The 25577-nt window shown below is 63.4% G+C and carries 24 protein-coding genes; 16 read left to right on the forward strand and 8 right to left on the reverse strand.

What is annotated here, in order from left to right; translation table 11 throughout:
* Positions 1 to 4: 4 nt before the first annotated feature.
* The 3 genes from AC1DIJ_RS02365 to AC1DIJ_RS02375 are packed head-to-tail and all read left to right on the forward strand — an operon-like array spanning position 5 to position 2722.
* Positions 5 to 1372 carry a M20/M25/M40 family metallo-hydrolase gene (locus AC1DIJ_RS02365; protein ID WP_112388719.1) on the forward strand — a complete coding sequence of 456 codons (1368 nt, stop codon included), beginning with the start codon at positions 5 to 7 and terminating at the stop codon, positions 1370 to 1372.
* Entirely contained in the window at positions 1365 to 2036 is a 672-nt protein-coding gene (locus tag AC1DIJ_RS02370) for an ABC transporter permease subunit (protein WP_112388720.1), read from the forward strand. The genes AC1DIJ_RS02365 and AC1DIJ_RS02370 overlap by 8 nt, the downstream gene beginning before the upstream one ends.
* 2 nt (positions 2037 to 2038) lie before the next feature.
* Entirely contained in the window at positions 2039 to 2722 is a 684-nt protein-coding gene (locus AC1DIJ_RS02375; protein ID WP_112388721.1) for an ABC transporter permease, read from the forward strand.
* 18 nt (positions 2723 to 2740) lie between these two features.
* Here AC1DIJ_RS02375 and scpA read toward each other — a convergent pair whose 3' ends face one another.
* Positions 2741 to 4879 carry a methylmalonyl-CoA mutase gene (gene scpA, locus AC1DIJ_RS02380; RefSeq protein WP_112388722.1) on the reverse strand — a complete coding sequence of 713 codons (2139 nt, stop codon included), beginning with the start codon at positions 4877 to 4879 and terminating at the stop codon, positions 2741 to 2743.
* A 112-nt stretch (positions 4880 to 4991) separates the two neighbouring features.
* On the reverse strand, positions 4992 to 6194 hold the full coding sequence (locus AC1DIJ_RS02385) for an MFS transporter (RefSeq protein ID WP_112388723.1): 1203 nt from the start codon (positions 6192 to 6194) through the stop codon (positions 4992 to 4994).
* 306 nt (positions 6195 to 6500) lie between these two features.
* Between AC1DIJ_RS02385 and AC1DIJ_RS02390 the strand changes: the two genes are divergently transcribed.
* From AC1DIJ_RS02390 to AC1DIJ_RS02400, 3 genes are all read left to right on the forward strand, one after another.
* Complete coding sequence (locus AC1DIJ_RS02390; RefSeq protein WP_112388724.1) at positions 6501 to 7550, forward strand: ABC transporter ATP-binding protein; 1050 nt, start codon at positions 6501 to 6503, stop codon at positions 7548 to 7550.
* 117 nt (positions 7551 to 7667) lie between these two features.
* Positions 7668 to 8672 carry an extracellular solute-binding protein gene (locus AC1DIJ_RS02395; protein WP_162698698.1) on the forward strand — a complete coding sequence of 335 codons (1005 nt, stop codon included), beginning with the start codon at positions 7668 to 7670 and terminating at the stop codon, positions 8670 to 8672.
* 52 nt (positions 8673 to 8724) lie between these two features.
* Positions 8725 to 10386: an ABC transporter permease gene (locus AC1DIJ_RS02400; RefSeq protein ID WP_112388725.1), complete on the forward strand. Its 1662-nt coding sequence runs from the start codon at positions 8725 to 8727 to the stop codon at positions 10384 to 10386.
* Positions 10387 to 10420: 34 nt separating this feature from the next.
* Here AC1DIJ_RS02400 and AC1DIJ_RS02405 read toward each other — a convergent pair whose 3' ends face one another.
* From AC1DIJ_RS02405 to AC1DIJ_RS02415, 3 genes are read right to left on the reverse strand one after another with little or no spacing between them, the layout of a single operon-like run.
* Entirely contained in the window at positions 10421 to 11413 is a 993-nt protein-coding gene (locus tag AC1DIJ_RS02405; protein ID WP_162698699.1) for an aldo/keto reductase, read from the reverse strand.
* Positions 11410 to 12285 carry an amidohydrolase family protein gene (locus AC1DIJ_RS02410; RefSeq protein WP_112388727.1) on the reverse strand — a complete coding sequence of 292 codons (876 nt, stop codon included), beginning with the start codon at positions 12283 to 12285 and terminating at the stop codon, positions 11410 to 11412. Before AC1DIJ_RS02410 ends, AC1DIJ_RS02405 begins: the two co-directional genes overlap by 4 nt.
* Before the next feature lie 12 nt (positions 12286 to 12297).
* Positions 12298 to 13284, reverse strand: coding sequence for an aldo/keto reductase (locus AC1DIJ_RS02415; RefSeq protein ID WP_112388728.1), 987 nt, complete (start codon positions 13282 to 13284; stop codon positions 12298 to 12300).
* Positions 13285 to 13429: 145 nt separating this feature from the next.
* Here AC1DIJ_RS02415 and AC1DIJ_RS02420 point away from each other — a divergent pair, with 145 nt between their 5' ends.
* The 6 genes from AC1DIJ_RS02420 (at position 13430) to AC1DIJ_RS02445 (ending at position 19384) form a co-directional block, all read left to right on the forward strand.
* A complete protein-coding gene (locus tag AC1DIJ_RS02420) occupies positions 13430 to 14641 on the forward strand; it encodes an ABC transporter substrate-binding protein (protein ID WP_112388729.1) in 1212 nt (403 codons plus the stop codon).
* Between the two features lie 101 nt (positions 14642 to 14742).
* Positions 14743 to 15612 carry a branched-chain amino acid ABC transporter permease gene (locus tag AC1DIJ_RS02425; protein ID WP_112388730.1) on the forward strand — a complete coding sequence of 290 codons (870 nt, stop codon included), beginning with the start codon at positions 14743 to 14745 and terminating at the stop codon, positions 15610 to 15612.
* A 19-nt stretch (positions 15613 to 15631) separates the two neighbouring features.
* A complete protein-coding gene (locus AC1DIJ_RS02430) occupies positions 15632 to 16651 on the forward strand; it encodes a branched-chain amino acid ABC transporter permease (RefSeq protein WP_112388731.1) in 1020 nt (339 codons plus the stop codon).
* On the forward strand, positions 16648 to 17370 hold the full coding sequence (locus tag AC1DIJ_RS02435; RefSeq protein ID WP_112388732.1) for an ABC transporter ATP-binding protein: 723 nt from the start codon (positions 16648 to 16650) through the stop codon (positions 17368 to 17370). The genes AC1DIJ_RS02430 and AC1DIJ_RS02435 overlap by 4 nt, the downstream gene beginning before the upstream one ends.
* Positions 17367 to 18095, forward strand: a complete 729-nt coding sequence (locus AC1DIJ_RS02440) for an ABC transporter ATP-binding protein (protein WP_112388733.1) — start codon at positions 17367 to 17369, stop codon at positions 18093 to 18095. The genes AC1DIJ_RS02435 and AC1DIJ_RS02440 overlap by 4 nt, the downstream gene beginning before the upstream one ends.
* A gap of 2 nt (positions 18096 to 18097) precedes the next feature.
* On the forward strand, positions 18098 to 19384 hold the full coding sequence (locus AC1DIJ_RS02445; RefSeq protein WP_310290729.1) for a nickel-dependent lactate racemase family protein: 1287 nt from the start codon (positions 18098 to 18100) through the stop codon (positions 19382 to 19384).
* A 4-nt stretch (positions 19385 to 19388) separates the two neighbouring features.
* Here the strand turns inward: AC1DIJ_RS02445 and AC1DIJ_RS02450 are convergent, their stop codons facing one another.
* Complete coding sequence (locus tag AC1DIJ_RS02450) at positions 19389 to 20135, reverse strand: FadR/GntR family transcriptional regulator (RefSeq protein WP_112388735.1); 747 nt, start codon at positions 20133 to 20135, stop codon at positions 19389 to 19391.
* A gap of 98 nt (positions 20136 to 20233) precedes the next feature.
* Between AC1DIJ_RS02450 and AC1DIJ_RS02455 the strand changes: the two genes are divergently transcribed.
* Genes AC1DIJ_RS02455 through larB form a run of 4 tightly spaced genes read left to right on the forward strand, consistent with a single transcriptional unit; the run spans position 20234 to position 23914 of the window.
* Positions 20234 to 21178: an NAD(P)-dependent oxidoreductase gene (locus tag AC1DIJ_RS02455; RefSeq protein ID WP_310291263.1), complete on the forward strand. Its 945-nt coding sequence runs from the start codon at positions 20234 to 20236 to the stop codon at positions 21176 to 21178.
* A 2-nt stretch (positions 21179 to 21180) separates the two neighbouring features.
* A complete protein-coding gene (gene larC, locus AC1DIJ_RS02460) occupies positions 21181 to 22467 on the forward strand; it encodes a nickel pincer cofactor biosynthesis protein LarC (RefSeq protein ID WP_405049564.1) in 1287 nt (428 codons plus the stop codon).
* Positions 22464 to 23255 carry an ATP-dependent sacrificial sulfur transferase LarE gene (gene larE, locus AC1DIJ_RS02465; protein WP_112388737.1) on the forward strand — a complete coding sequence of 264 codons (792 nt, stop codon included), beginning with the start codon at positions 22464 to 22466 and terminating at the stop codon, positions 23253 to 23255. Before larC ends, larE begins: the two co-directional genes overlap by 4 nt.
* On the forward strand, positions 23252 to 23914 hold the full coding sequence (gene larB, locus AC1DIJ_RS02470; RefSeq protein WP_112388738.1) for a nickel pincer cofactor biosynthesis protein LarB: 663 nt from the start codon (positions 23252 to 23254) through the stop codon (positions 23912 to 23914). The genes larE and larB overlap by 4 nt, the downstream gene beginning before the upstream one ends.
* A 34-nt stretch (positions 23915 to 23948) precedes the next feature.
* Here larB and AC1DIJ_RS02475 read toward each other — a convergent pair whose 3' ends face one another.
* Both AC1DIJ_RS02475 and AC1DIJ_RS02480 read right to left on the reverse strand, forming a co-directional pair.
* Positions 23949 to 24794 (reverse strand): fumarylacetoacetate hydrolase family protein, encoded by an 846-nt coding sequence (locus tag AC1DIJ_RS02475; RefSeq protein ID WP_112388739.1) that lies wholly within the window; start codon positions 24792 to 24794, stop codon positions 23949 to 23951.
* A 29-nt stretch (positions 24795 to 24823) separates the two neighbouring features.
* Positions 24824 to 25567 (reverse strand): SDR family oxidoreductase, encoded by a 744-nt coding sequence (locus AC1DIJ_RS02480; protein WP_112388740.1) that lies wholly within the window; start codon positions 25565 to 25567, stop codon positions 24824 to 24826.
* Positions 25568 to 25577 lie beyond the last annotated feature (10 nt).

The raw sequence follows: 25577 nt of genomic DNA on the forward strand, positions 1-25577 counted from the left end.
GACCATGCGCATTTCACCCGACATCCTGGCGGCAGCCAGGAACGATCTGTCCGCCCTGGTGGCCATTCCATCCGTCAGCGCCCGTGGCGAAGGCATGGAGGCCTGCGCGGACGAGGTCGAGCGCCTTCTTGCCGAAGCCGGTTTCAGCACAGGGCAGCACAAGGGCGATGTCGGCCCGTTCGTCGTCGGCGAGACCGGCGATGGACCGTTCACGCTTGTCATCTACAATCACTACGACGTGCAGCCGGAAGACCCGGTCGCCCTCTGGACTGATCCGCCCTTCGTGCTCACCGAGCGCGATGGCCGCCTCTACGGCCGGGGATCGGCCGACGACAAGGGCGAGTTCATCAGCCGCATAGCCGGTTGGAATCTTTTCCGCCAAGCCCATCCCGGCGCCCTGCCGTTCAAGCTGATCTGGATCGTCGAAGGCGAAGAGGAGATCGGCAGCCCGTCGCTGACCCGCTTCCTCGACAGCCGCTTCCCGGACACCAGGGCCGACCTCTGCTGGTGGGAATTCGGCGAAGTCGACAAGTCAGGCCGCCCGATCATTCTTATGGGCTTCAAGGGCATCCTCGCGGTCGAGCTCGAATGCCGCACGGCGCGGGCCGACCTGCATTCGAGCCTTGGCGCTATCTTCGATAATCCGCTCTGGCGCCTTGCGGCCGCCATTGCCTCGCTGCGAGACGCTTCCGGCCGCATCCTGATCGACGGCTTTTATGACGACGTTATGGCGCCGGATGTCCGCAGCCGCGCGCTTGCCGCGACCCCGCCTTTCCCGCTCGAAAGCCTGCAGGCCGAAACCGGCGGACAGCGCCTGCTCGATGGCGTCGATGCTGATACGTTCTACGAGCACCTGAATTTCGAACCCTGCCTGAACGTCAACGGCTTTCACGGCGGCTATGACGGCGAAGGGGCAAAGACCGTTCTGCCCTGCACCGGAATGGCCAAGCTCGATTTCCGGCTGGCACCGGGCCAGCACCCGGTAGAGATCGCCGCATTGCTGCGCCGTCACCTGGACGCGAAGGGATTTGACGACGTCGAGATGAAAATCCTCGATGCCGAGGTTCTCGGCGTCAGAAGCGACCCGTCGCATCCCGCCGTCGATCTGGGGGCGGCACTGCTGGAAAAATGGTTCGGGCGGCCAGCGGTGATCCAGCCGAGTTCGGCCGCCTCGGGGCTTGCGCATCCTTTCGTCCACAAATTCGGCGCCACCCTGTTCGGCGCCGGCCTGACGCATCACGGCGCGATGCTGCACTCTCCGGACGAGAATATCCTAGTCTCCCATTTCGAGAACATGATCGGCTTTTCCGCCGAGTTTTTCGCGGCCCTTTGCGAGAGCGCAGTGACCCGGGAGGCTGCCGCAGATGCTTGATGCCCTCGTCCAATATCACGGACAGCTTCTGCAGGGGCTGTTGACCACCCTGATCGTTGGCGTCGCCAGCTTCGTCGCGGGCTTCGTCATCGCCGCAGCCCTTGCGCCGCTCGCCGTCTATGGCAGTCCGCTGACGCGCAAGATCATTATGGGCTATGTCGGGCTGATCCGCGGCCTACCCGAACTGCTGGTCATCTTCCTGGTCTTCTATGGCGGCACGGTGCTGCTGACCAAGATGATCGGCCGCTATGTCGAAGTCGATGCGTTGACCGCGGGTGTCGTGTCGCTGTCGGTCGTTGCCGCCGCATACCTAACCGAAATCCTGCGCGGCGCTCTGCTCAGCGTCTCGCAGGGACAGTGGGAGGCAGCACTGTCGCTCGGGCTGCGCAAGCCCCGCGCCTTCCTTCTCGTCATCCTGCCGCAGATGATGGTGCGCGCCCTTCCCGGCCTTGGAAACCAGTGGCTGGTGATCCTCAAGGAAAGTGCCCTCGTCTCGGTCGTCGGCCTTGAGGAGCTGATGCGCAAATCGGTGGTCGCCGCCGGCGCGACGCATCAACCACTCGCCTTCTATCTGGCCGCTGCCGGCCTCTATGTTGCCATCACCGGCATCTCGTCCCTTCTCCTGAAGGCGTATGAGCTGCGCCTCACGCCGCATATGAGGTGACCATGCTCTCCTTCGATCTGTTTCTTCCGGCGTTTCTGACCGTCAAGGACGGCTTCATCCTCACCGTCCTGATCACCGTGGCGAGCTTCGCGCTCGGCCAGGTTCTGGCCCTGCCGCTGGCTTTGGCGGTGACCTCCTCGCGCCGTTCTCTGCGCGTGCCGGTCTCGACCTATACGTTCCTGATCCGCGGCAGCCCGCTGCTGGTCCAGCTGTTCATCGTCTATTACGGCCTCGGCCAGATCGATCTGATCCGCCACGGCTTCCTGTGGCCGGTGCTGCGCAGCCCCATCTATTGCGCCATCTTCGCAATCGGCCTGAATTCGGCCGCCTATTCCGCCGAGCTGCTGGCCGGTGCGATCCGCCAACTCCCGGCAGGTCAGTGGGAGGCAGGACAGGCGCTCGGGCTGCATCGCGTGGTGCTATTGCTGAAGATCATCCTGCCGCAGGCCTACCGTGCCATCCTTCCGGCGATCGCCAACGAACTGGTGCTGGTCATGAAGGGCTCGACGCTCGCCAGCGCCGTGACCGTGATGGAAATGACCGGTGCCGCCCGCGTCTTCGTCGCCCGCACCTACGCGCCCTTCGAAACCTTCCTGATCGCCGGTACGCTCTATCTGTTGATGGGTGCGGTCTTCGGCCGGATCTTCCGCTTCATCGAAATGCGGGTGGCGATTCCGGGGCGGTAACGGCCCCGGCCGGTAGCATCAGGTATTTCGCCTGATGCCCTGCAGCAGATCCAGCACGGAGTTTGCGGCATCGAGCACATTCGTCCCCGGCCCGAAGACGGCGGCGACGCCGTGGTCGGTGAGGAACTGATAGTCCTGGCGCGGAATGACCCCGCCGCAGACGACGATGACATCGCCGCCACCCTTTGCCTTCAGCGCCTCGACCAGCTGCGGCAGCAGCGTCTTGTGACCAGCCGCCAGCGACGAGACGCCGATGACGTTGACCTTCTCGCCGATCGCCATCCCGGCCGCCTCATCGGGCGTCTGGAACAGCGGCCCGGCCAGCACGTCGAAGCCGACATCGCCGAAGGCCGAAGAGATGACTTTCGCACCGCGGTCATGGCCGTCCTGGCCGAGCTTGGCGACCATGATCTTCGGCTTGCGCCCGAGGCTCTCCGTCACATCCGCCATGCGGCCCTTCAGCACGGCAAGCTCCGGCTGATCGCGATAGGCCTCGCCATAGACGTCCCTGATCACCTCGGGTACCGCCGCATGATCGCCGAAGGACGCGCGCATCGCATCGGAGATTTCACCGACGGTGGCGCGCGCCCGCGCTGCCTCGACTGCGGCGGCAAGCAGGTTTCCCTCTCCGGTGCGGGCGATGTCTGCAAGGGCTTTCAGGGTTTCGGCAACCTTGACGCCATCACGGCGGCGGCGCGTGTCCTCGATGCGCTTGACCTGCGCGGTCCGCACAGCCGCATTGTCGATCGCCAGGATGTCGAGCTCTTCCTCGGTCTCGAGCCGGTATTTGTTGACGCCGACGATCACTTCGTCGCCCTTGTCGACAGCGGCCTGACGGCGCGTCGCGGCTTCCTCGATCAGCCGCTTCGGCAGGCCTTCGTTGACGGCCTTGGTCATGCCGCCGAGCGCCTCGACCTCCTCGATCAGCGCCCAGGCCTTGTCGGCCAATTCCTTTGTGAGGCTCTCGACATAATAGGAACCAGCCAGGGGATCGACGACCTTGGTCACCCCCGTCTCGTGCTGCAGGATCAGCTGGGTGTTGCGGGCGATGCGGGCCGAGAATTCCGTCGGCAGGGCGATCGCCTCGTCGAAGGAATTGGTGTGCAGCGACTGCGTGCCGCCGAGCACGGCCGACATCGCCTCGAAGGCGGTCCTGATGATGTTGTTATAGGGATCCTGCTCCTGCAGCGAGACACCCGACGTCTGGCAATGGGTGCGCAGCATCAGCGACGAGGCCTTCTTCGGCTGGAACTCCTCCATGATCTTCGTCCATAGCAGACGGGCGGCACGCAGCTTTGCCGCCTCCATGAAGAAGTTCATGCCGATGGCGAAGAAGAAGGAGAGGCGTCCGGCGAATTCGTCGACGTCGAGACCCTTGGCGATGGCCGCCCGCACATATTCGCGGCCATCGGCCAGCGTGAAGGCAAGCTCCTGCACCAGCGTCGCACCGGCCTCCTGCATGTGATAGCCGGAGATCGAGATCGAATTGAACTTCGGCATCTCGCGCGCTGTATACTCGATGATATCGGCAACGATCCGCATCGAGGGCTCGGGCGGATAGATATAGGTGTTGCGGACCATGAACTCCTTGAGGATGTCGTTCTGGATGGTGCCGGACAGAGCCGCGCGCGAAACACCCTGCTCTTCCCCGGCGACGATGAAGGAGGCGAGGATCGGGATGACGGCGCCGTTCATCGTCATCGACACCGAGATCTTCTCCAGCGGGATGCCGTCGAACAGGATCTTCATGTCCTCGACGCTGTCGATCGCCACGCCGGCCTTGCCGACATCTCCTTCGACGCGCGGATGATCGCTGTCATAGCCGCGATGGGTGGCCAGATCGAAGGCAACCGAGACGCCCTGCTGACCGGCGGCAAGCGCCTTGCGGTAGAAGGCATTGGAGGCTTCGGCGGTCGAGAAGCCGGCATATTGGCGGATGGTCCAGGGGCGTCCGGCATACATCGTCGCCCGCGGTCCGCGGGTGAAGGGAGCAAAGCCCGGAATGCTGTCCAGATGACCGGCGCCCGCGATATCCTCGGCCGTATAGAGCGGCTTGACGTCGATGCCCTCAGGCGTGTGCCAGACAAGCACATCCGGAGAAGCCTTCAGCTCCTTCGCGGCAAGCGCCTGCCAATCGGCCACGGTCTTCTTCGTCATGTCATCCTCCGGCATGTCATTGCGCCGCACGCTATCACCAGGAATGCATGCGGCGCGATAGGGCCTTAGGATAATTTACACGAGCCTTCCCGTCACGCTTCCGCGTGCCCGGTCACCCGTGCGCGTGTCTGGGGATCTTCGGCAGGAAGATCGTCAGCAGGCCGAGCAGCGGCAGATAGGAGCAGATCTTGTAGATGAACTCGATGCCGTGGCTATCGGCGAAATCGCCGAGGAAGGCGGCGCCGAGACCACCGGCGCCGAAGGCGAAGCCGAAGAACACCCCGGCAATCAGCCCGACGCGGCCCGGCACCAGCTCCTGCGCGAAGACGACGATCGCCGAGAAGGCCGAAGCGAAGATCAGGCCGATGACGACGCTGAGAACGCATGTCCAGAAGAGGTTGGCATAGGGCAGCATCAGCGCGAAGGGAATGACGCCGAGGATCGAGAACCAGATGACGAAACGGGCGCCGAGACGATCGCCGATCGGGCCGCCGAGGAAGGTGCCGACGGCAACCGAGCCCAGGAACAGGAATAGCATCAGCTGCGCCTGCTGCACGCCGAGCTGGAAACGGTCGATGACATAGAAGGTGAAGTAGCTCGAGATACTTGCCATGTAGACGTTCTTCGTCGCGGTCAGAAGCACGAGGATCAGCAGCGCGATCACCACCTTGTTCTGCGGCAACGGCAGGGTGCGGCTGACGGCCGGCTTGCCGGCATTCTGGCGGCGGTGGCTCATGTACCAGTTGCCGACCCAGCCGAGCACGATCATGCCGATCAGCGCGATGCCCGATAGCCAGGAAACGCTGTGCTGGCCGAGCGGGAAGACGATGAACGCGGCGATCAGCGGGCCGATCGCCTGACCGGCATTGCCGCCCACCTGGAAGAAGGACTGTGCAAAGCCGTGACGGCCGCCGGAGGCCAGCCGCGCGACGCGCGAGGACTCCGGATGGAAGACGGCGGAGCCGAAGCCGATGAGGCTTGCCGCAACGAGCAGCAGCTCGAAACTGCCGGCATTGCCCAGCAGGATCAGGCCGCAGAAGGTGCTGGCCATGCCGACTGGCAGCGAATAGGGCATCGGCCAGCGGTCGGTGAAGATGCCGACGAAAGGCTGCAGCAGCGACGCGGTGACCTGGAAGGTCATCGTCAGCAGGCCGATCTGTACGAAGTCGAGGTTATAATTGGCCTTGAAGAGCGGATATAGCGACGCAAGAAGCGACTGCATGATATCGTTCAGCATGTGGCAGAAGCTGACTGCCATCAGGATCGACATTGTCGTCTTCTGGAAACGCGGCGCGGTTTCGCTCACTACGGCCATGAATATATCCTCCTGCAACAGGATTCCTTGCCTGCTGCGGTCATGTGATGAAGAAATGGAAGCGTTCGGGACCGGGTGAAATCCTCCCGGTGGCGTTCGCTAGCACAGCATCTATCGCAACTTCTGCGTCCGGCACAGCCCGCTTTGGCCAAGAGCGGTACGCCAATGCCTAAAATTTGCGCGCCTGCGCCATTTTTGCTGCGCCTCCGAAGACTGGCGTTGAACGCGGGATTTCGGGCGGTGGTTGTACGCGGGCCTTGGGCTCCCTAAGGTAAGGCGGTTCGAACCAAGCTTCCAAGGACCCGCATGCAGGACAAGGCCTCTTCACCCGCGCTCGAGATATCAGCGATCCGCCGCAGCTTCGGCGCCCAGGCAGCACTTGCCGGCCTGTCGCTGACCGTCGCCCGTGGCGAGATCGTCACCCTGGTCGGCCATTCCGGCTGCGGCAAGTCCACGCTTCTCCGGGTGATCGCAGGCATCGAGCGGCCGGATGGCGGAGCAGTGGTGCTGGAGGGCGAGATGGTGTCCGGGCCGGACCGCTTCGTCGAGCCGGAAGAACGCAAGATCGGTTTCGTCTTCCAGGACTATGCCCTCTTTCCGCATCTGACGGCGATGCAGAACATTCTCTTCGGTCTGCGCAGGCGGCCAAAGGCCGAAGCGGCAGCGATGGCGGCGGAAGTCATCAGCATTGCCGGGATCGGCCATCTGACGGACCGCTACCCGCATATGCTCTCTGGCGGCGAGCAGCAGCGCGTGGCACTTGCCCGGGCGCTGGCGCCGCGGCCGCGCATCCTGCTGATGGACGAGCCATTCTCCAACCTCGACCAGGGGCTGCGCGAGCAGGTCCGCACCGAGACGATCGCACTTCTGAGAACACTCGGCACCACCGCCATCATCGTCACCCATGATCCGCAGGAGGCGCTGTCGGCGGGCGACCGGGTGGTGCTGATGCGGGCGGGTGAGATCGTTCAGGTGGGAACCGGCTACGATCTCCACGACCGGCCGAACTGCGCCTATGCCGCCGAATTCTTTTCGCTGGCGAACAAGATTCCCGGCATCAGCAGGAACGGCCGCATGGAAACGGCAATCGGCAGCTTCGCGCATGGGCTCGACCTGCGCGACGAGGAAAGCGGCACCGTCTATGTGCGCTTCCAGGATATCACGGTCTCGGTCGATGAAGGTGACCTGCCGGCCCGCATCATCAGGCGCTCCTTCCAGGGGGAAATCGAGGAACTGACGCTCGATGTCGAGGGTCTCCAGGCTCCGATCCGGACCCGCACCATGCGGCGCCTGCCGGACGATGCGCAGAGCGTGCGAATCTCGATCGCTCCCGAACGGGTGCTCGCCTTCGCCTGAACGGGTGAGAACGCCATCACGAAGCCGTGATGGCGGCGACTTAAACTTGACTATCCCCCTCAAGAACTGCAGCTACGGAGCGCAGTCATTTACGGGGGTAGTATGATGCAAACCAAAATGTCCGCGGCATTCGCCGCTTTTTCTCTGTGCGCTCTTCCGGTCACCGTTTCGGCCGCCGAGCTCAATCTCTACACGACACGTGAGCCGGCGCTGATCGCGCCGCTTCTGGAAGCCTACACGGCGAAGACCGGCACCAAGGTCAACACCGTGTTTCTCAAGGACGGTCTTGCCGAACGTGTGGCAAGCGAAGGTGCTGCCTCTCCGGCAGATATCCTGATGGCCGTCGATGCCGGCAATCTGGTGGATCTCGCCGAAAAGGGCGTCACCCAGCCGATCGAGTCCGCAACGCTCAACGCCGCCATTCCAGAACAGCTTCGCGATGCGAAGGGCTACTGGTTCGGCCTGTCGATGCGCGCCCGCGTGCTCTATGCCGCCAAGGATGTCGATCTGACGGCCTTCAACTACGAGGATCTCGCCGATCCCAAGTGGAAGGGCAAGATCTGCATCCGCTCTGGCCAGCATCCGTACAACACGGCGCTGTTTGCGGATTATATCGCCCATTACGGCGAAGCCGAAACCGAAAAGTGGCTTTCCGGCATCAAGGACAACCTCGCCCGCAAGGCGGCCGGTGGTGACCGCGACGGCGCAAAGGATATCCTCGGCGGCGTCTGCGACATCGCCATTGCCAACTCCTACTATGTCGGTCTGATGCGCTCCGGAAAGGGCGGCGAAGACCAGGTCAAGTGGGGTGAGGCGATCAAGGTGGTCCTGCCGACCTTCAAGAACGGCGGCACGCAGGTCAACATCTCCGGTGCGGCCGTTGCCAAGCATGCGCCAAACAAGGAAGAAGCCGTGAAGCTTCTGGAATATCTCGTCTCCGACGAGGCCCAGAAGATCTATGCCGAAGCCAATTACGAGTATCCGGTCAAGGCCGGCGCCTCTGTCGATCCGATCATCGCCTCCTTCGGCGAATTGAAGATCGACAGCAAGCCGCTGGCCGAAATTGTCGGCTACCGCAAGGAGGCGAGCGCGCTCGTCGACAAGGTCGGTTTCGACAACTAAGGCGATCGGGGCGGCTGCACCTGCGGGCGCCCCTTTCCGTTCGGATGATTGCATGTCCCTGACATCAGTGGCAGATCGCCCCGCAAGGCGGCCGGTCAGCGCCTGGCTTTCCGGAGCCGGGCTTGTTGCGTTTCTCGTCATCCTGCCCTTCGGCGGCCTCGCCTTCGAAGCGTTCAAAGGCTCGCCGTCGCTCTGGAGCCATCTGTTTTCGACGATCCTGCCGGTCGCCCTTGCGGATACGGTGATCCTGCTCGGCGGGGTCGGCCTGATGACGGCGGCAATTGGTACGCTGACGGCTTGGCTGGTGACAGCCTACGACTTTCCCGGCCGCCGCGTGCTGGAATGGGCGCTGCTGCTACCGCTCGCGGTGCCGACCTATATCATCGCCTACGCCTATCTCGATATCCTGCATCCGATCGGCTCCGTGCAGGGCGCGATCCGCTGGCTGCTCGGCTATGAGAGCCCACGGCAGTTCCGCTTGCCCGATATCCGTTCGATGACGGGCTGCATCCTGCTGCTCGGCATGGTGCTTTATCCCTATGTCTATATTCCTGTCCGGGCGATGTTCCTGACGCAGTCGGCCAATCTCATCGAAGCGGGACGGATGCTCGGCATTAGCAGGCGCGGCGTCTTCTGGCATATCGCCCTGCCGCTTGCCCGCCCGGCCGTTGCCGTCGGCGTCAGCCTGGCATTGATGGAAACACTGAACGACGTCGGCGCCGCCGAATTTCTGGGCGTGCGGACCCTGACGGTCTCGATCTACACGACCTGGATCACCCGCACCGACCTGCCCGGCGCATCGCAGATCGCGCTGGCACTGTTTTTCATCGTCGTAGCCCTGATTGCCATCGAGCGCTGGGCCCGGCGCAATCAGCGCTACGCAACCGACAGCCGCCGCAGCCGCGGCCTGCAGCCGCAAAAGGTCTCTCCGTCCAAGGGTCTCCTTCTCTCTGCTCTCGGCTTCCTGCCTGTTATCCTCGGCTTCGCGGCGCCGGCTGTCTATCTGGCCTCGGAGGCCTGGAAGCGCTTCCGCTTCGCCGGGGTTTCCGCCAATTTCCTCAGTGAAGCCGGATACACAGTGCTCTTCGCCTCGGTCGCCACCGCCGCGGTCATCCTTCTCGGCCTTCTGCTTGCCTATGCCGGCCGTCTATGGCCGGGTGCAGGCTCATCCTTGCTGATGCGGATTGCGGCAACCGGCTATGCCGCACCGGGAACAGTCGTGGCGATCGGCGTGCTGATCGTCCTCGGCAGTGCGGACAGGATGATCTTTCATGCCGGTACTCAATGGTTGGGCGTCGTCACCGGATTGTTCTTCATGGGATCGGGAGCGGCCCTCGTCTATGCGCTGGCGGTTCGCTTCCTGGCGATTTCGGCGGGCGGCATCGACGCCGGACTGGCGCGCATTCCTGTCACGCTCGACCACGCCTCGCGCACACTTGGCCAGACACCATCAGGCACCTTCCGCCTCGTGCATCTGCCGCTGTCGAAGACGGCGATTGCCGCCGCTGCGCTGCTGGTCTTCGTGGATTGCGTCAAGGAACTGCCGGCGACCCTGCTGCTGCGCCCGCTGAATGTCGAGACTTTCGCCACGCATCTCTACGGCGAGGCAGCGAGGGGAACATACGAGGAGGCATCGATCGCCGCTCTCGCAATCGTCCTCGTCAGCCTCCTGCCCGTCATCCTGCTCTCGCGGGTCGGCACCACAAGGCGCTGAAAGGCACCCGCGCGGTTTGCGCGGGCGCTCTGTCCTAGCGTTCGCGCTCGAACAGCGCGTCGGTTTCCTGCCACAGGGCATCAGGGATCGGCAGCTTCGCCCAATCGAGATTCTGCGCAATGCGCTCCGGCCGGCTCATGCCGAGAACGGCGGCGGAGACGTGTGGATTGCGGAAGGCGAACTGGATCGCTGCCGCCTGCAGGGGGACGCCGTGACGCTCGCAGATCGCCTCGATCCGCTTGGCCCGGGCGACGACTTCCTCCGGCGGAGCACCGTAATCGAAGGTCGTGCCTGAATTGCCCGGACCCGTGGCGAGAATGCCCGAATTGAACACCCCGGCGACGACAATCTCGACACCCCGATGAGCAGCTTCCGGCAGCAGGTCGGCTTCAGCCGCCCGGTCGAGCAGGGTATAGCGCCCGGCCATCATGACAGCGTCGAGCGCGCAGGCCTTCATGAACCGTGTTGCAACATCGCTCTCATTGACGCCGACGCCGATCGCCTTGATGTGACCGGCCTTTCTGAGATCGTCGAGCGCCCGGTAGCAGCCTTCGACGGCCTCGTTGAAACGCCGCTCATAGGCATCCCCATGGGTGAAGCGATCGACATCATGGATATAGACCAGATCGAAATCGGCAATGCCGAGCCGGTTTGCCGATTGCTCGAGCGAACGCATCGTTCCGGCATAGCTGTAGTCGAAGAACGGCTTGAGGCGCAGCGGCGAGGCCCACAGACCGTAATCGACCTTCTCGCCATAGGGCGGCGCCATATAGCGGCCGGCCTTGGTGGAGACCGTGACGGTCTTGCGATCGATGGTTCGCAGGAAGGTGCCAAGGCGCAATTCGCTGAGACCGTGGCCATAGAGCGGCGCGGTGTCGAAATAGCGCATCCCGCCGTCAAAGGCGGCAGCCAGAACATCGGCCGCCTGCGCCTCGGTCACATCCCGGTAGAGCGTTCCGATGCCGCTCGCGCCGAAGCCGAGGCGGGAGGCAAAGCCGATCTTGCTCGAAGTCATAACCGCCGTCATGCCCGGTCCTCCCCAAAGCCTGGAAGCCGGTAGACCTCGATCGCGTTCAGTCCGAAGATCCGCTCCCGCTCGGCGCTCGACAGATCCTTGAGGCATTCCTGCAGCGCCTCGACGACACGGTCGTAGCTTGCCGCTACCAGGCAAACCGGCCAGTCGGTGCCGAACATGCAGCGATCGGTGCCGAAGACATCGAGCACTTCATGGACGTAGGGCTTCAGGTCCTCAGGCGTCCAGCTCTGCCAGTTGGCTTCCGTCACCATGCCGGAGACCTTGCACCAGACGTGGTCACGTTGCCCTTTGAACTGGCGGATCAGCACCGCCCATTCGTCGAAACCGCCATTGCGGATTTCTGGCTTCGAGATGTGGTCGAGCACGAAGCGCGTTTCAGGGAAGGCTTCCACTGTCGCGATGCAGGAGGGCAGTTGCGGCAGGTTCGGCACGAGGTCATAGACGAGCCCGGCAGCCTCGACAGCTTCCAGGCCCTTCTTCACGTCATCGCGCAGCAGCCAGTTCGGGTCACTTTCCGTCTGGATAAGGTGCCGGACGCCGACCAGCCACTTGCCCTGAGGCGACGATTGCAGTTCGGCAAGCGTCTGGACGAGTTTCGGATCGGTCAGATCCACCCAGCCGACGACGCCGGCGACGAAATCCGTCGCCTCCGCCGTCCTGATGAAATCCCAGGTCTCGCCGAGATCGTTCCAGGTCTGCACCAGAACGGTTCCGTTGACGCCATTCTTCTGTAGAGCCGGGCGCAGGTCGTCCGGCTCGAACACGCGGTTGATCGGTTCGAAGGGGCCGCTCAGCCAGCCATAATCGCCACCGCTTTTGGGATCCCAGAAGTGATGATGGGAATCGATGATCGGGCTTGTCATGGTTGACGCTCCCTACCAGCGCTGATGAACATATTGCTTGATGTAGGTGTCGTAGATCGACCTGATCTCCCGCATCGCGCTGTCGGAAATCGCCGGCAAGCTGGCGGCCTCGGCATTGGAGCTCGCCTGCGCCGGATTGCGGGCGCCCGGAATGGGGAGCGTGACGGCGTCGAACATCAGGATCCAGCGGAGCGCGAATTTCGCCATGGTCGTATCGCCGGAGACCAGGGGACGAACCTTTTCGACCGCCTCCAGACCGACCTCATAGGGTACGCCGGAGAAGGTCTCGCCGACATCGAAGGCTTCGCCGTTGCGGTTGAAGAGCCGGTGGTCATTGCTCTCGAACTTGGTGTCCTTCTTGAACTTGCCCGACAGCAGCCCGCTTGCCAGCGGCACGCGGGCGATGATCGCCACCTTCTTTTCCTCCGCCTGCTTGAAGAAATGCTCGATCGGGCGCTGGCGGAAGGCGTTGAAAATGATCTGGACACTGACGACGCCGGAATATTCGATCGCCTTCAGCGCTTCCTCGACGCGCTCGACGCTGACGCCGTAATTGCGGATCTTGCCCTGCTCCACCAGCCGGTCCAGACGTCCGAAAACTTCAGGGTGATAGTAGAGATCCGTCGGCGGGCAATGCAGCTGGACGAGATCGAGGCAATCGGTCTCAAGGTTCTTGAGGCTGCGATCGATCCAGCCGTTCAGGTTCTCCGCGCTATAGCCTTCGACGGACTGTTCGGGCAGGCGGCGACCGGCCTTGGTAGCGATGAACGGGCGTTCGCCGCCGCGTTCCTTCATCACCTTGGCGATCAGGCGTTCCGAATGGCCGTCGCCATAGACATCGGCCGTGTCGATAAAGGTGACGCCGGTGTCGAGAGCGGCGTGCAGGGCGGCGAGCGCCTCCGTATCGTTGACCTCTCCCCATGCGGCGCCAATCGCCCACGCGCCAAATCCGATCTCGCTGACCTTGCGGCCTGTCCGGCCGAACTCCTTCGTTCGCATCTCTCACTCCCTGATTTGCGGTGACCGGCGGGCCGGTACTGTCTGGTTAGACTTGCTTGACATTCTCCGTCAACCCAATTATCAGAAAACAGGGTTGTACGACAACCCGGTAAGTACGCAAAATCTGCATCGGGAGGATGAGACCGTGCGATCACTTGTTTTGGGAGGCATTTCTCTAGCGCTTAGCCTCGGCGCGTCACTGCAAATGGCATCGGCTGAAGACACGATCAAGATCGGTGTCGTGGCCGCAGAATCCGGCGCTTTCGTCTCGGCCGGTCACACCTTGCCGGCGGGCGTTGGCCTAGCGGTCAAGGAAATCAACGACGCGGGAGGCGTCAAGGTTGGTGACAAGACCTACAAGGTCGAGATGGTGAAGCGCGACGACCGCACAGACATCTCCACCGCCATTGCCGCGACCCAGGAACTGGTTCGCGATGAAAAGGTTTCGGCGATCTTCGGTTCGGAAACCCACGACTTTACATTGGCGATGACCAAGATCACCCAGCCTGCCAAGGTGATCCAGTTTGCCGGCAACAGCACGCTGGCAAAAATCCTGAACCCGCAGTCCGTCGCCCCCGGCGCCGAAGACCATTACCTCTTCCAGTCCGAGCCGCAGGAATTCCAGCGCTCCGGCTCAACGGCCCGCGGCGTTCTCAGCCTGCTGACCCCGCTCGTCGGCCACCCGCTGAAAAAGTCTGTGGTCATCGTCGGCAATGACGCGACCGGCCAGTTCCTGACCTCCTATTACGTCAAGGCACTGAAGGCCGAAGGACAGGAAGTGCCTGAAGTCATCTCCTATCCGCCCGACACCACCGACTTCTCGCCGTTCCTGACGCGCGCCAAGAGCCTGAACCCTGACGTCGTGCACTTCTGGTACAACGGCGACTCGACGCTGACGGCCCTGCCGCAGGCGCTCGAACTCGGCGTTGCCCCCAGCTACTTCCTGTTCGGCGTCGACCCGGGCATCTGGAAGGAACGAGGCCTGACCGCCGACGTGCCGGTCGCCATGAGCTGCGTGCCGATCTGCTGGGGTGAATCTTCCAACGCCAATGCGAAGACCTATTTCAAGGCCTACTTCGCTGCCGGCGCACCGAAGGGCGTAACTTCCTCGGTCTCGCTGCTCTACTACGACTATGTCCATATGCTCGCCGAAGCCTGGACCAAGGCCGGTTCGCTCGATCCGGACAAGACCGTCGCAGCCCTGGAATCGCTCCATCACAAGGGCGTGGTTTCCGATGACCTCTCCTTCAACAAGAGCCATCAGGTGACGCACGCAACCGAGGTCTGCGCTGCAGCACCGGGCGGCGACATCTCCTGCGCGATGCAGCAGCCACCCGCCGAAGCCCCCGCGGAATAAACTGCCGATGCGCCTCCCGCCGGCCCCCTGCGCCGGCGGGACTTTCGTCATTGAAAGCGGACGCGCCTGACGCGCAGTCCCCGTAACAGCGGAACAGAGCTGTGGACATTCTCATTCAGCAAATCCTCAACGGCCTGTCGATCGCGAGCGTCATCACGCTGATCGCCGTCGGGGTCACCTTGATCTTCGGCCTGACCGGCATCATCAATTTCGCGCATGGCGAATTCCTGATGGTCGGCAGCATCGTCACTTGGCTTGCCGTGCAAGCCGGCCTCGGATTCTTCATCGCTCTCGTGCTCGCCGTCCTTGCCGTCGGCGTCATGGGCTTCGTGCTTGAACGCGGGCTGTTTCGCTTCACGCTGACGCGGCCGACCAATGGCTTCATCGTCTCGCTCGGGCTGATCGTCGTGCTGCAGCACATCGTCATCTTCTTCTACGATCCGAACCAGAAGAGCATTCCACGCCCGCTGACCGGCATCTGGGATATCGGCGGCGTCCGCATCGCCTCGGTTCGCGTCATGGTCATTCTCGTCACCATCGCGGTCGTGGCACTGACCTTCGCCATGGTCACCCGCAGCCGCTATGGACGCGCGCTGCGCGCCGCCGTCGATGATCGCGATACGGCTGCACTGATGGGCATCCCGGTCCGTCGCTACATCACCGGTGTCTTCGTGCTCGGCAGCGCCCTTGCCGGTCTCGGCGGCGCGTTGCTCATCGCCCTCTTCCCGATCACGCCGTTCACCGGCGGCACCATGGTGATGAAGGGTTTTGCCGTGGCGCTGATCGGCGGCCTCGGAAACCTGACCGGTGCTGTCGTCGCCGGCCTGATTCTCGGCATCGTCGAAGGCTTCAGCGCCGGCTACGGCTTCTCCGCCTGGACAGACGCCTATTCCTTCGCCCTGATGATCCTGGTTCTGCTCTTCCGCCCGAATGGACTGTTCGGCGGCACGAGCGGCCCGAAAATGGCCTGACGCGCGAAAGGCACATGCTATGAACAATTCACTTTCGTCGCTCCGCTCACTGATACCGGCTCTGGTCGTGCTGGCGATCCTTGCCTTCGTCCCGACGCTTGGCGCCAGCAACCGTATGCTGTCGCTGGCGATCTCGGCCGGCATCAACATCGTCGCGCTCTATGGCCTCTCGGTGCTGTTCGGCCAGACCGGTATCCTCTCCATGGGCCATGCGGCCCTTGTCGGCGTCGGCGCCTATGCGGCGGCGCTGCTTGCCCGCGATACCGGCATCAGCTTCTGGGTGGCACTGCCGCTTGGCGGCATCGCCGCTGCCGCCTTCGCGGCCATCATCGGCGTCCCCTCGCTGCGCGTCTCCGGCCACCACTTCGTCATCATGACCTTCGCCTTCGGCCAGCTGCTGACCATCGTTCTGACAAATGGCGGTGATTTCACCGGTGCCGCGACTGGGCTCGACCTGCAATTGCCGGTCAGCTTCTTCGGCATGCGTCTCGATGATCTCGTCCCCTATTATTTCGTCGTGCTGGCCTTCGTGGCACTCAGCGCCATCGCCAGCTGGGGGATCATCAACTCGCCCTATGGCCGGACGCTGCGCGCCATCCGCGAAAACGAGAAACTGGCCGCCTCGCTCGGCATCAATGTCGGCCGCCACAAGATCGGCGCCTTCATCGTCAGCGGCGTCTTTGCCGGTGTCTCGGGCGTGCTGCTCGCCTATTTCCTGCGGCACATCTCGCCCAGCCAGTTCTCCTCCTTCCCGAGCATCTATTTGGCGCTGATGGTGATGATCGGCGGCGCGCGCCTGCTGCTCGGGCCGATCGCCGGCGGCATTCTCGTCTCCTTCCTGCCTGAGGTCCTGAACCTCGATCCCGTCGAATCCCGAATCCTCTACGGCGTCTGCCTGATCGCCGTCATCCTGCTGCTCCCGAACGGCCTGATCGCCGGCCTCATCGACGGCTGGAACAGGCTCGTTCGCGGCCCGGCGCAAAAGCAGGCGTCGCGCCAGGCGGCAACTGCCACGCATGCTTCGGAGGCAGGCCGATGAACGCCATTCTTGAGATCAGCGGACTGAAGAAGCAGTTCGGCGGCGTCACAGCACTATCCGGTGTCGACCTGTCGATCGAAGAGGGCGAGATCCTCGGCATCGTCGGCCCGAACGGTTCCGGCAAGACGACGCTCTTCAACGTCATCACCGGCGTCTACCGGCCGACCGAGGGGCATGTCCGCTGGCGCGGGCGGGATATCACCAGTCTCGCCGCCCATGAAGTGTCGGGCGCCGGTATCGGCTACACCTTCCAGCAGGCCATGGCCTTTCCGGGCCTCACCGTCTGGGAAAACGTCCAGATCGCCTGCGAGCATGCGCGCAAGACGAGCCGACCCTATCCCTGGACAACGCCCGCCGCCCTGCTCGATTTCGTCGGACTGACGGCGCTCGCAAATGAGCGCGCCGGCGTTTTGCCCTTCGGCAATCTGCGTCTCCTCGGCATCGCGCTGGCGCTCGCCACGCGGCCCTCGCTAATCCTGCTTGATGAGCCGGCGGCAGGCCTGAACGACAAGGAAACCGCAACGCTGGTCGGGCTGGTCAAGCAGTTCCCGGCCCACGGCATCAGCGTCTGCGTCATCGATCACGACATGAAGCTGATGCAGATGCTCTGCAAGCGGCTGGTCGTCCTCGATTTCGGCTCGAAGATCGCCGACGGGCCGACACAGGACGTTCTTTCCAATCCGAAGGTGCTCGAAGTCTATCTCGGAGGTGCGCTGTGAACCTGCTCGATGTTTCCAATGTAACAACAGGGTATGGCCCAACGGTCGTCAACCGCGATGTCTCCGTCACGCTCGGCGAGAACGAGGTGATCACCATTCTCGGCCCGAACGGCGCTGGCAAATCGACTTTGCTGCGCACCATCGTCGGCCTCGTCAAACCGCGCGCGGGAACGATCAGCTTCGCCGGCGAAAACGTGACGGGCCGTACGCCCGATATCATGGCCAAGCGCGGTGTGGTTCTCGTGCCGGAAGGACGGCGGATCTTCGGCGACATGACCGTCGAGGAAAACCTGCGTCTTGGCGCCTATGCGCGGCGTGACACCGACGCTGTCGAAGCCGACGTCAAGACGATGGAGCGCTTCTTCCCGATCCTTGCCACCAAGCGGCAGCAGAAGGGCGGCTCGCTGAGCGGCGGCCAGCAGCAGATGCTGGCGATCGCCCGCGGCCTGATGGCGAGACCCCGCGTGCTGCTGCTCGACGAGCCGTCGCTCGGGCTTTCCCCGCTGCTCGTCAAGGAAATCCAGACGATCATTCTCGACATCGGCAAGACCTTCAACGCCTCCGTTCTACTGGTCGAGCAGAATGCCGGCCTGGCGCTTTCCGTCGCCACCCGCGGCTATCTGATGCAGAACGGCCGCATCGCGACGTCGGGGCCGATCGCAGAACTCAAGGACATGTCGCTGATGCGCGAGCTCTATCTCGGCGGCGTGGCGGAGCAGGTGTGACGATGGACACGATCGCTCTTTCCTACGGCCGCGGCCATCTCGACATCACGCTTCCGCCGGGCGCCCGGCCGACGGTGATCCGCAAGCAGCAACTGCCGAAACTCGCCGATGGCAAGGCGGCGGTGATCGAGGCGCTGCGCCATCCGGTTGCCTCCAAACCTCTTGCTGACCTTGCAAAGAACCGCCAAAGCGCCTGCATTCTGATCTGCGACATCACCCGGCCGGTGCCGAACCGGCTGTTTCTGCGCCCGATGATCGAGACGATGATCGCGTCGGGCATTCCGCAGGAGAAGATTTCGGTGCTGGTCGCCACCGGCCTGCACCGGCCGAATCTCGGCGATGAGCTGGCCGAACTGGTCGGCGATCCCTGGGTGCTCGAAAATGTCCGCGTCGAAAACCACTATGCCAGAGACGAGGACGCCCATATCGATTTCGGCTTCACCAAGACGCGGAACACGCCGGTCAAGCTCGATCGGCTGTTTGCCGAGGCCGATCTCAGGATCGCCACCGGCCTTGTCGAGCCGCATTTCATGGCAGGCTGGTCGGGCGGACGAAAGGTCATTGCCCCGGGCGTTGCCCATCACGAGACGATCCGGACATTCCACTCGGCACGCTTCATGGAAGACCCGCTGGCCGTCCAATGCAATCTGATCGGCAATCCACTGCACGAGGAGCAGCTGGAAATCGTCCGGATGCTCGGTGAGGTCTATGCGTTGAATACCGTGCTGGATGAGGATCGCGATCTCGTCTGCGTCACCTTCGGCGAGATCATCGCCAGCCATCAGGCGGCGGTCGATTTCGTCAGCGGCGCGACACAGATCCCTCTCGACCGGAAGTTCTCCACCGTCATCACCTCTTCGGCCGGCTATCCGCTCGACAAGACCTACTATCAGACCATCAAGGGCATGGTGACGCCGCTCGATATCCTGAAGCCCGGCGGCACGCTGATCATCGCGTCGGAATGTTCGGAAGGCTTCGGTTCACCGGAATTCCGCGAGGCGCAGGCAAGACTGGTCGAGCTCGGACCCGATCGGTTCCTGGCGACGCTGACGGCAAAGAGCCTAGCAGAGATCGACGAGTGGCAGACGGAGATGCAGTTGAAGCCGATGCGGCTCGGCAGCGTCGAGCTCTATACGACCGGTCTTTCGGGCGACGACCGGACGCTGACAGGCGTCGGCATGATCGACGATATCGAGACGGCAATCGCCCGCAGCATCAGCGCCAACGGCGATGCCGATGTCGCCATCATCCCGGAGGGGCCTTATGTCGTGCCTCGATATGCGGCGTGAGTGCTTAACGATGAAGGTTGGCGTCGCGCAACTCTTCGAAGCGCGCGGTGCTCTTCGACAGGTGATTGCGCAGCGCCTTGCGGGCGGCCGCTTCGTTGCCGTCGCGGATCGCGGCGAAAATCGCATGGTGCTCCTTGCGCATCCGCTCGGCATGCTGCTCGCGCCCGGCCGCCGTCATCTTGTCGAGCCGGGCCCACTGGCGCGGCACCATCGCATTGCCGAACGTGTCGAACAGCCGTCCGTAATAGGAATTCTGCGTCGCAACGAGGATCGAGCGATGGAAGGCAAAGTCTTCCTCGGCGCCATAGCCGCCTTCGGCTATCGCCCGGTCCAGCGCATCGAGCCGGTCCTGCATGCGGACGATATCCTCCGGCGTGCGCCGGAGCGCCGCGAGACCGGCAGCCTCATATTCGATGCCGAGGCGCAATTCGAGAACCCGCAGCACCTCGTCGATCGATTCCAGATCGTTGGGGATGATCGAAAAGGAACGCGGCGTCGGATCGTTGGAAACGAAGGCGCCGAGCCCCTGGCGGGTCGTAATCAAGCCTTTCGCACGCAACGTCGCAAGCGCCTCACGCACGATCGTGCGGCTGACGCCCGTCGCTTCCATGATCGCCTGCTCGGTCGGCAGCCGCTGGCCGGGCTTCAGATCGCCGGACTCGATCTGGGCGATCAGGCTGTCAGCCAGCCCGCTGCGCAGATTCGGCGTCTGCGGGATGGTGTTGAAAACGGCGTTGTCCCTGTCCTTCATGCTGTCGCGACGTCCATTCTCGCCGTCAGGCGGCGGCCGGGGAATAATGCCGTTGCTACCGCATACCAGCACAAAAAGCAAAAGCCCGCCCGGCGGGGATAACCAGAACGAACGGGGAGGAAAGAATGAAAGAGAAAATCGGCTTCATCGGTCTCGGTGCAATGGGATCAGGCATGGCGGCCAATCTGCTGTCGAAAGGCTGGCCGCTGACCGTCATGGCCCACAGAAAGCGCGAGGCCGTCGAGCAGTTGAAGGCGCAGGGCGCCAGCGAAGCGGCGACGCCCAAGGCACTGGCGCTGGCATCGGATGTGGTGGTGCTCTGCGTCACCGGTTCCGAGGAAGTTCAGCAACTCCTGTCCGGTCCAGATGGCCTGCTCGCCTCCGGAAGGCGGATGCTTTTGATCGACTGCTCGACCTCCAACCCCGCCGTGACGATCAAGCTCGCTGCCGAACTTTCCGAGCAGGGCATCACGCTCGTCGATGCGCCACTCGCCAGAACGCCGAAGGAAGCAGCCGAAGGCAAGCTGGATGTGATGGCGGGAGGCTCTGCCGATGGCATTGCCCGCGCCCGGCCGATCCTCGAAGCCTTCGCCGCCCGCATCATCGAGACCGGCCCTGCTGGCACCGGGCACACGATGAAGCTGCTCAACAACTTCGTGTCGATGGGTTACTCGGCGATCTATTCGGAAGCATTGATGATCGCCGCGAAGGCCGGGTTGACGCCTCAGGTATTCGACAGCGTGCTGCGCGGCAGCCGCATGGATTGCGGTTTCTACCAGGCCTTCTTCGAATTCGTGTTGAACCGCAACGAAAACGCTCAGCGCTTTGCCATGGCCAACGCATTGAAGGACATGTCCTATCTGGCATCGCTGGCCCAAGCGCTTCAGGCGGTAAATCCGGTCGGCGCAGCCGTGCGCAACAGCTTTGCGACGGCGGTCGCCGCTGGCCATGGCCAATCCTTCGTGCCGGCCCTTTCGGATGTCATCGCGGCTGCAAACGGTGTCTCGCTGACTGAAGCAGCGGACGGAAAACAGGGCGGATGACCGTGCTGGAAATTCACCTCGACCCCGTCGGCGGCATTGCAGGCGACATGTTCGTCGCAGCCCTGCTCGATCTCAGGCCGGACCTGAATACCGGCTTGCAGGCGGCGCTGAAACGCTGCCCGCTGATCGAAGACGTCGGGTGCGAACTTGTGGCGCATCACGACGGCGTGCTGACCGGCAGCCGCTTCAAGGTGCATCATACTGAGCATGGGACGGATCACCCGCATGATCACCATCATCATGACCATCACGGCCACCATCATCATGATCACGGTCATGCGGAGCACGATCACAGCCATGCAGGGCATCACCATCACGTCGCCTGGCGGGACATCCGCGATGCCCTGAGCCGTTCGGCGCTCGGCGGAGACACCATCCGCCACGCGACCGGCATCTTCGAAAAGCTGGCGGAAGCCGAAGCCAAGGTCCACGGCACGACACCCGAAGACATTGCCTTTCACGAGGTTGGCGCCTGGGATTCGATCGCCGACATCGTCTCTGCCGCCTGGCTGATAACGCAACTCGGCGCAGCGCATTGGAGCGTTGGTCCGGTCCCGCTCGGAAGCGGCCGGGTGAAGACCTCGCATGGACTGCTCCCGGTTCCGGCGCCGGCGACCGTGCACCTGCTAAAGGATTTCGATGTCATCGATGACGGGATCGGCGGCGAGCGCGTGACGCCAACGGGTGCCGCTATCCTTGCTTATCTTTGCGGGACAAAGACCGCACCCGGCCGAAGGGTCCTGAAGGCATCAAGCCATGGCTTCGGCACCAAGCCGCTCCCCGGCATCAGCAACTGCCTGCGGCTCCTGGCCTTCGAGCGCCGCGACGAGGTATCAGGCTTCAACGGCACGGTGGCGGTGCTCGAATGCGAGATCGACGACCAGACTGGCGAAGACATCGCCCAGGCCGTCGACCGGCTGCGTAACCGGCCGGATGTGCGCGACGTCGTCCAGATGCCGGTCTTCGGCAAGAAGGGCCGGATGATGACCCATCTCCGGGTGCTTGCCGACCCATCGAAAAGCAGGGATGTCGCCGCCGCCATGCTCGACGAAACGACAACCATCGGCGTGCGCGCCACGACGGCTGAGCGGATGACGCTGAGCCGCGAGCAGGAAACGGTCGAGCACGCAGGAAAGATCTACGCCTTCAAGCTCGTCGACCGCCCCTCGGGCCGCACCGCCAAGCTCGAAGCCGACAACCTGACATCCACCCCGGGTGTCGCGGCACGCAACAGCCTGAGGAGTCTTCTGGAGGGGCTGTTGAAACAAAAGAGAGGAGACCTGTTGTGAGAAAGGCTCTGGAGGAATGTCTCGCCTCGCTCGGCGACGTCTCGATCGCGGTCAGCGGCGGTATCGATTCGCTGACGCTGGCGGTCATTGCAACCCGGCTTCTCGGACCCGCACGCGTCAACATCATGCACGCGGTCTCGGCGGCGGTCCCCGGAGAGGCCACCGAACGCGTCAGGATGCTGGCGGACAGCGAGGGCTTTGACCTCGAGATTATCGATGCCGGCGAATTATCCGATCCGGATTATCTCCGGAACCCCGTCAACCGCTGCTTCTTCTGCAAGGGCAATCTCTACGGTGCCATCGCCGCCCGGTCGAACCGTCAGCTGCTGTCGGGGACCAATCTCGACGATCTCGGCGAGTACCGGCCGGGGCTTGAGGCGGCCAAGAATTTCTCCGTCCGCCATCCCTTCGTCGAGGCCGGTATCGGCAAGCAGGCTGTGCGCCAGCTGGCGCGCGACGCGGGCCTCGGCGCGCTGTCGGAGCTGCCGGCCTCCCCCTGCCTCTCCAGCCGGATCGAAACCACGATCGCCATCGAGCCGGAAATGCTGGAGGCCGTGCACCGGATCGAGACGTTCCTGACCGAGACGCTCAGACCTCAAACCGTCCGCTGCCGCATCAGGCGCAGCGGCATCGCCATCGAGCTTGATCGCGATGCGCTGGCACTGGCAACGGCAATGAACGACGTCGGCAACGACCTGCGCGGCATGCTGCCCGGCGCCTACAGGAACGGTCCGCTGACCTTCGAGCCATACCGCAATGGCAGCGCTTTCGTCGGTGCCAGGCCATGACCGGCGATGCCGTCTTCGATTTCGCCCGGGCCGAGCGCATCGGCCTCAGCGAAGCCGTATTCTGTGCGGGCAAGACGCCGCAGCAGATTGCGGCGATCCTTCGAAGCGCCAGCGAGCGGGATGCCGGTCTGCTGCTCACGCGCCTCGACGACCAGAAGTTCGCGGCGCTCCCGAGTGAATTGAAGCCCGCCACGGACTGGTGCCCGCTGTCGCAAACCGCATTTTTCGGCCCGGTTCCGCCGGTATCCTTGACCCAAACCGTCGCGATCGTCGCAGCCGGAACCTCGGACGCACCGGCCGCCCGGGAAGCCGAGCGGACCCTTCGCCACGCAGGCGTCGAGGCATCCGTCATCATCGATGTCGGGGTTGCCGGGCTCTGGCGGCTGATGGACAGGATCGAGGAGATCCGCCGCTTTCCCGTGGTCATCGCCGTTGCCGGCATGGACGCGGCGCTCGCAAGCGTTCTCGGCGGTCTGTACGGCGGCAGCCTGATCTGCGTGCCGACCTCGGTCGGCTATGGCGCGGCCGAAGAGGGCCGCACCGCACTCAACGCCATGCTGGCCAGCTGCGCGCCGGGCATCGTCGTCACCAATATCGACAACGGCTACGGCGCCGCCTGCGCGGTGCTCCGCATGCTTGGTGTCATGAAGCTTCGCTGATCAGGGAGCCGTCGAGCGGCTCCCCGAGGCTTTCTCAGGCAGCGTCCACAGTCAGCTGCGTCTGCTCGCCGAGACCGTCGATGCCGAGCTTTATCGTCTGCCCGGCCTTCAGGAACAGCGGCGGCTTCATGCCGAGGCCGACGCCCGGCGGCGTGCCCGTCGAGATGATATCGCCCGGCTGCAGGCTCATGAACTGCGAGATGTAGTGAACGAGGAAGGAGACGCCGAAGATCATCGTCTTCGTCGAGCCGTTCTGGCGCATCGTGCCATCGACGGACAGCCACATCTTCAGGTCTTGCGGATCGGCGATCTCGTCGCGCGTTACCATCCATGGGCCGATTGGGCCAAAGCTGTCGGCCGACTTCCCCTTGGTCCACTGCCCGCCGCGCTCGGCCTGAAATTCGCGCTCCGAAACGTCGTTGATCAGGCAGTAGCCGGCAACATGTTTCATCGCGTCGGCTTCCGAAACATAGCGGGCCTCGTCGCCGATGACGATGCCGAGCTCGACTTCCCAGTCGGTCTTCTTCGACTTGCGCGGGATGATGACGTTGTCGTTCGGGCCGGTGATGGCGCTGGTGGCCTTCATGAACAGGATCGGCTCTTCGGGAATGGCCGCACCGGTCTCGGCAGCGTGGTCTGCATAGTTCAGGCCGACGCAGATGAACTTGCCGGTGCGCGAGACGCAGGGGCCATACCGGCCGGTCTCGGCAGCGAGGGGCAGGCTCTCGATGTCGATCGCGGCGATTTTTGCCAGACCCGCAGCCGTCAGGCTGTCACCTGATATGTCGCCGACATGACCGCTGAGGTCCCTGACCTTGCCGTTCCTGTCGAGAATGCCGGGCTTTTCGGCGCCGCGCTCACCGTATCTCAGAAGCTTCATATCGATTGTCCGTTTTTCAAGATGTGTCTTCAGGCGTTCGCCCAGCCGCCATCGATGACGATGGCATTGCCGGTCATGAAGGCCGATTCCTTGCTGGCGAGGTAGACGACGAGGTCGGCGACTTCCTCGGGCGTACCGAGGCGTCCCATCGGCTGGCGGGCGATGAAGCTGGCGCGGGCCTGATCGTAATCGCCGAGCGCCCGCATGCGGTCCTGCAGCGACGGGCTTTCGACGGTGCCGGGGCAGATCGCGTTGGCGCGGATGCCCTGGCCGACATAATCGAGCGCCACCGATTTCGTCAGCCCGATCACCGCAGCCTTGGTGGTGCCGTAGATGAACCGGTTCGGCGCAGCGATGACGGTCGAGGCAACAGACGCCATGTTGACGATCGAGCCGCCGCCGCGGGCGATCATGCCCGGCAGGAAGGCGCGGATCATCCGGTACATGGCGCGGATGTTCAGGTTGACGGAAAAGTCGAAGGCATCCTCGTCGCAATCGAGTATCGAGCCGTGATGCACGAAACCGGCGCAGTTGAAGAGAATGTCCGGCGCATCGATCTCCTTGGCGAAGGCGCTGATCTCCGCCGGGTTCAGCACATCGAGTTTGCGTGCGCTAACGCCCGCCTGATCGCGCAGCGTATCGAGCTTTGCGGCATCGATATCGGTGGCGCAGACGCGCGCGCCTTCACGCAGGAAGGCGAGCACCGTGGCACGTCCCATCCCCTGCCCGGCTGCCGTCACGACAGCGGTTTTTCCCTCAAGTCTTCCAGTCATGTCATGTCCT

Source organism: Rhizobium sp. 10N427 (genome assembly GCF_056394605.1).

Coding starts and splice junctions, on each gene's coding strand:
- AC1DIJ_RS02365 (WP_112388719.1), top strand. CDS start 5: ATGCGCATTTCACCCGACATCCTGGCGGCAGCCAGGAACGATCTGTCC.
- AC1DIJ_RS02370 (WP_112388720.1), top strand. CDS start 1,365: ATGCTTGATGCCCTCGTCCAATATCACGGACAGCTTCTGCAGGGGCTG.
- AC1DIJ_RS02375 (WP_112388721.1), top strand. CDS start 2,039: ATGCTCTCCTTCGATCTGTTTCTTCCGGCGTTTCTGACCGTCAAGGAC.
- scpA (WP_112388722.1), bottom strand. CDS start 4,879: ATGACGAAGAAGACCGTGGCCGATTGGCAGGCGCTTGCCGCGAAGGAG.
- AC1DIJ_RS02385 (WP_112388723.1), bottom strand. CDS start 6,194: ATGGCCGTAGTGAGCGAAACCGCGCCGCGTTTCCAGAAGACGACAATG.
- AC1DIJ_RS02390 (WP_112388724.1), top strand. CDS start 6,501: ATGCAGGACAAGGCCTCTTCACCCGCGCTCGAGATATCAGCGATCCGC.
- AC1DIJ_RS02395 (WP_162698698.1), top strand. CDS start 7,668: ATGTCCGCGGCATTCGCCGCTTTTTCTCTGTGCGCTCTTCCGGTCACC.
- AC1DIJ_RS02400 (WP_112388725.1), top strand. CDS start 8,725: ATGTCCCTGACATCAGTGGCAGATCGCCCCGCAAGGCGGCCGGTCAGC.
- AC1DIJ_RS02405 (WP_162698699.1), bottom strand. CDS start 11,413: ATGACGGCGGTTATGACTTCGAGCAAGATCGGCTTTGCCTCCCGCCTC.
- AC1DIJ_RS02410 (WP_112388727.1), bottom strand. CDS start 12,285: ATGACAAGCCCGATCATCGATTCCCATCATCACTTCTGGGATCCCAAA.
- AC1DIJ_RS02415 (WP_112388728.1), bottom strand. CDS start 13,284: ATGCGAACGAAGGAGTTCGGCCGGACAGGCCGCAAGGTCAGCGAGATC.
- AC1DIJ_RS02430 (WP_112388731.1), top strand. CDS start 15,632: ATGAACAATTCACTTTCGTCGCTCCGCTCACTGATACCGGCTCTGGTC.
- AC1DIJ_RS02435 (WP_112388732.1), top strand. CDS start 16,648: ATGAACGCCATTCTTGAGATCAGCGGACTGAAGAAGCAGTTCGGCGGC.
- AC1DIJ_RS02445 (WP_310290729.1), top strand. CDS start 18,098: ATGGACACGATCGCTCTTTCCTACGGCCGCGGCCATCTCGACATCACG.
- AC1DIJ_RS02450 (WP_112388735.1), bottom strand. CDS start 20,135: ATGAAGGACAGGGACAACGCCGTTTTCAACACCATCCCGCAGACGCCG.
- larB (WP_112388738.1), top strand. CDS start 23,252: ATGACCGGCGATGCCGTCTTCGATTTCGCCCGGGCCGAGCGCATCGGC.
- AC1DIJ_RS02475 (WP_112388739.1), bottom strand. CDS start 24,794: ATGAAGCTTCTGAGATACGGTGAGCGCGGCGCCGAAAAGCCCGGCATT.
- AC1DIJ_RS02480 (WP_112388740.1), bottom strand. CDS start 25,567: ATGACTGGAAGACTTGAGGGAAAAACCGCTGTCGTGACGGCAGCCGGG.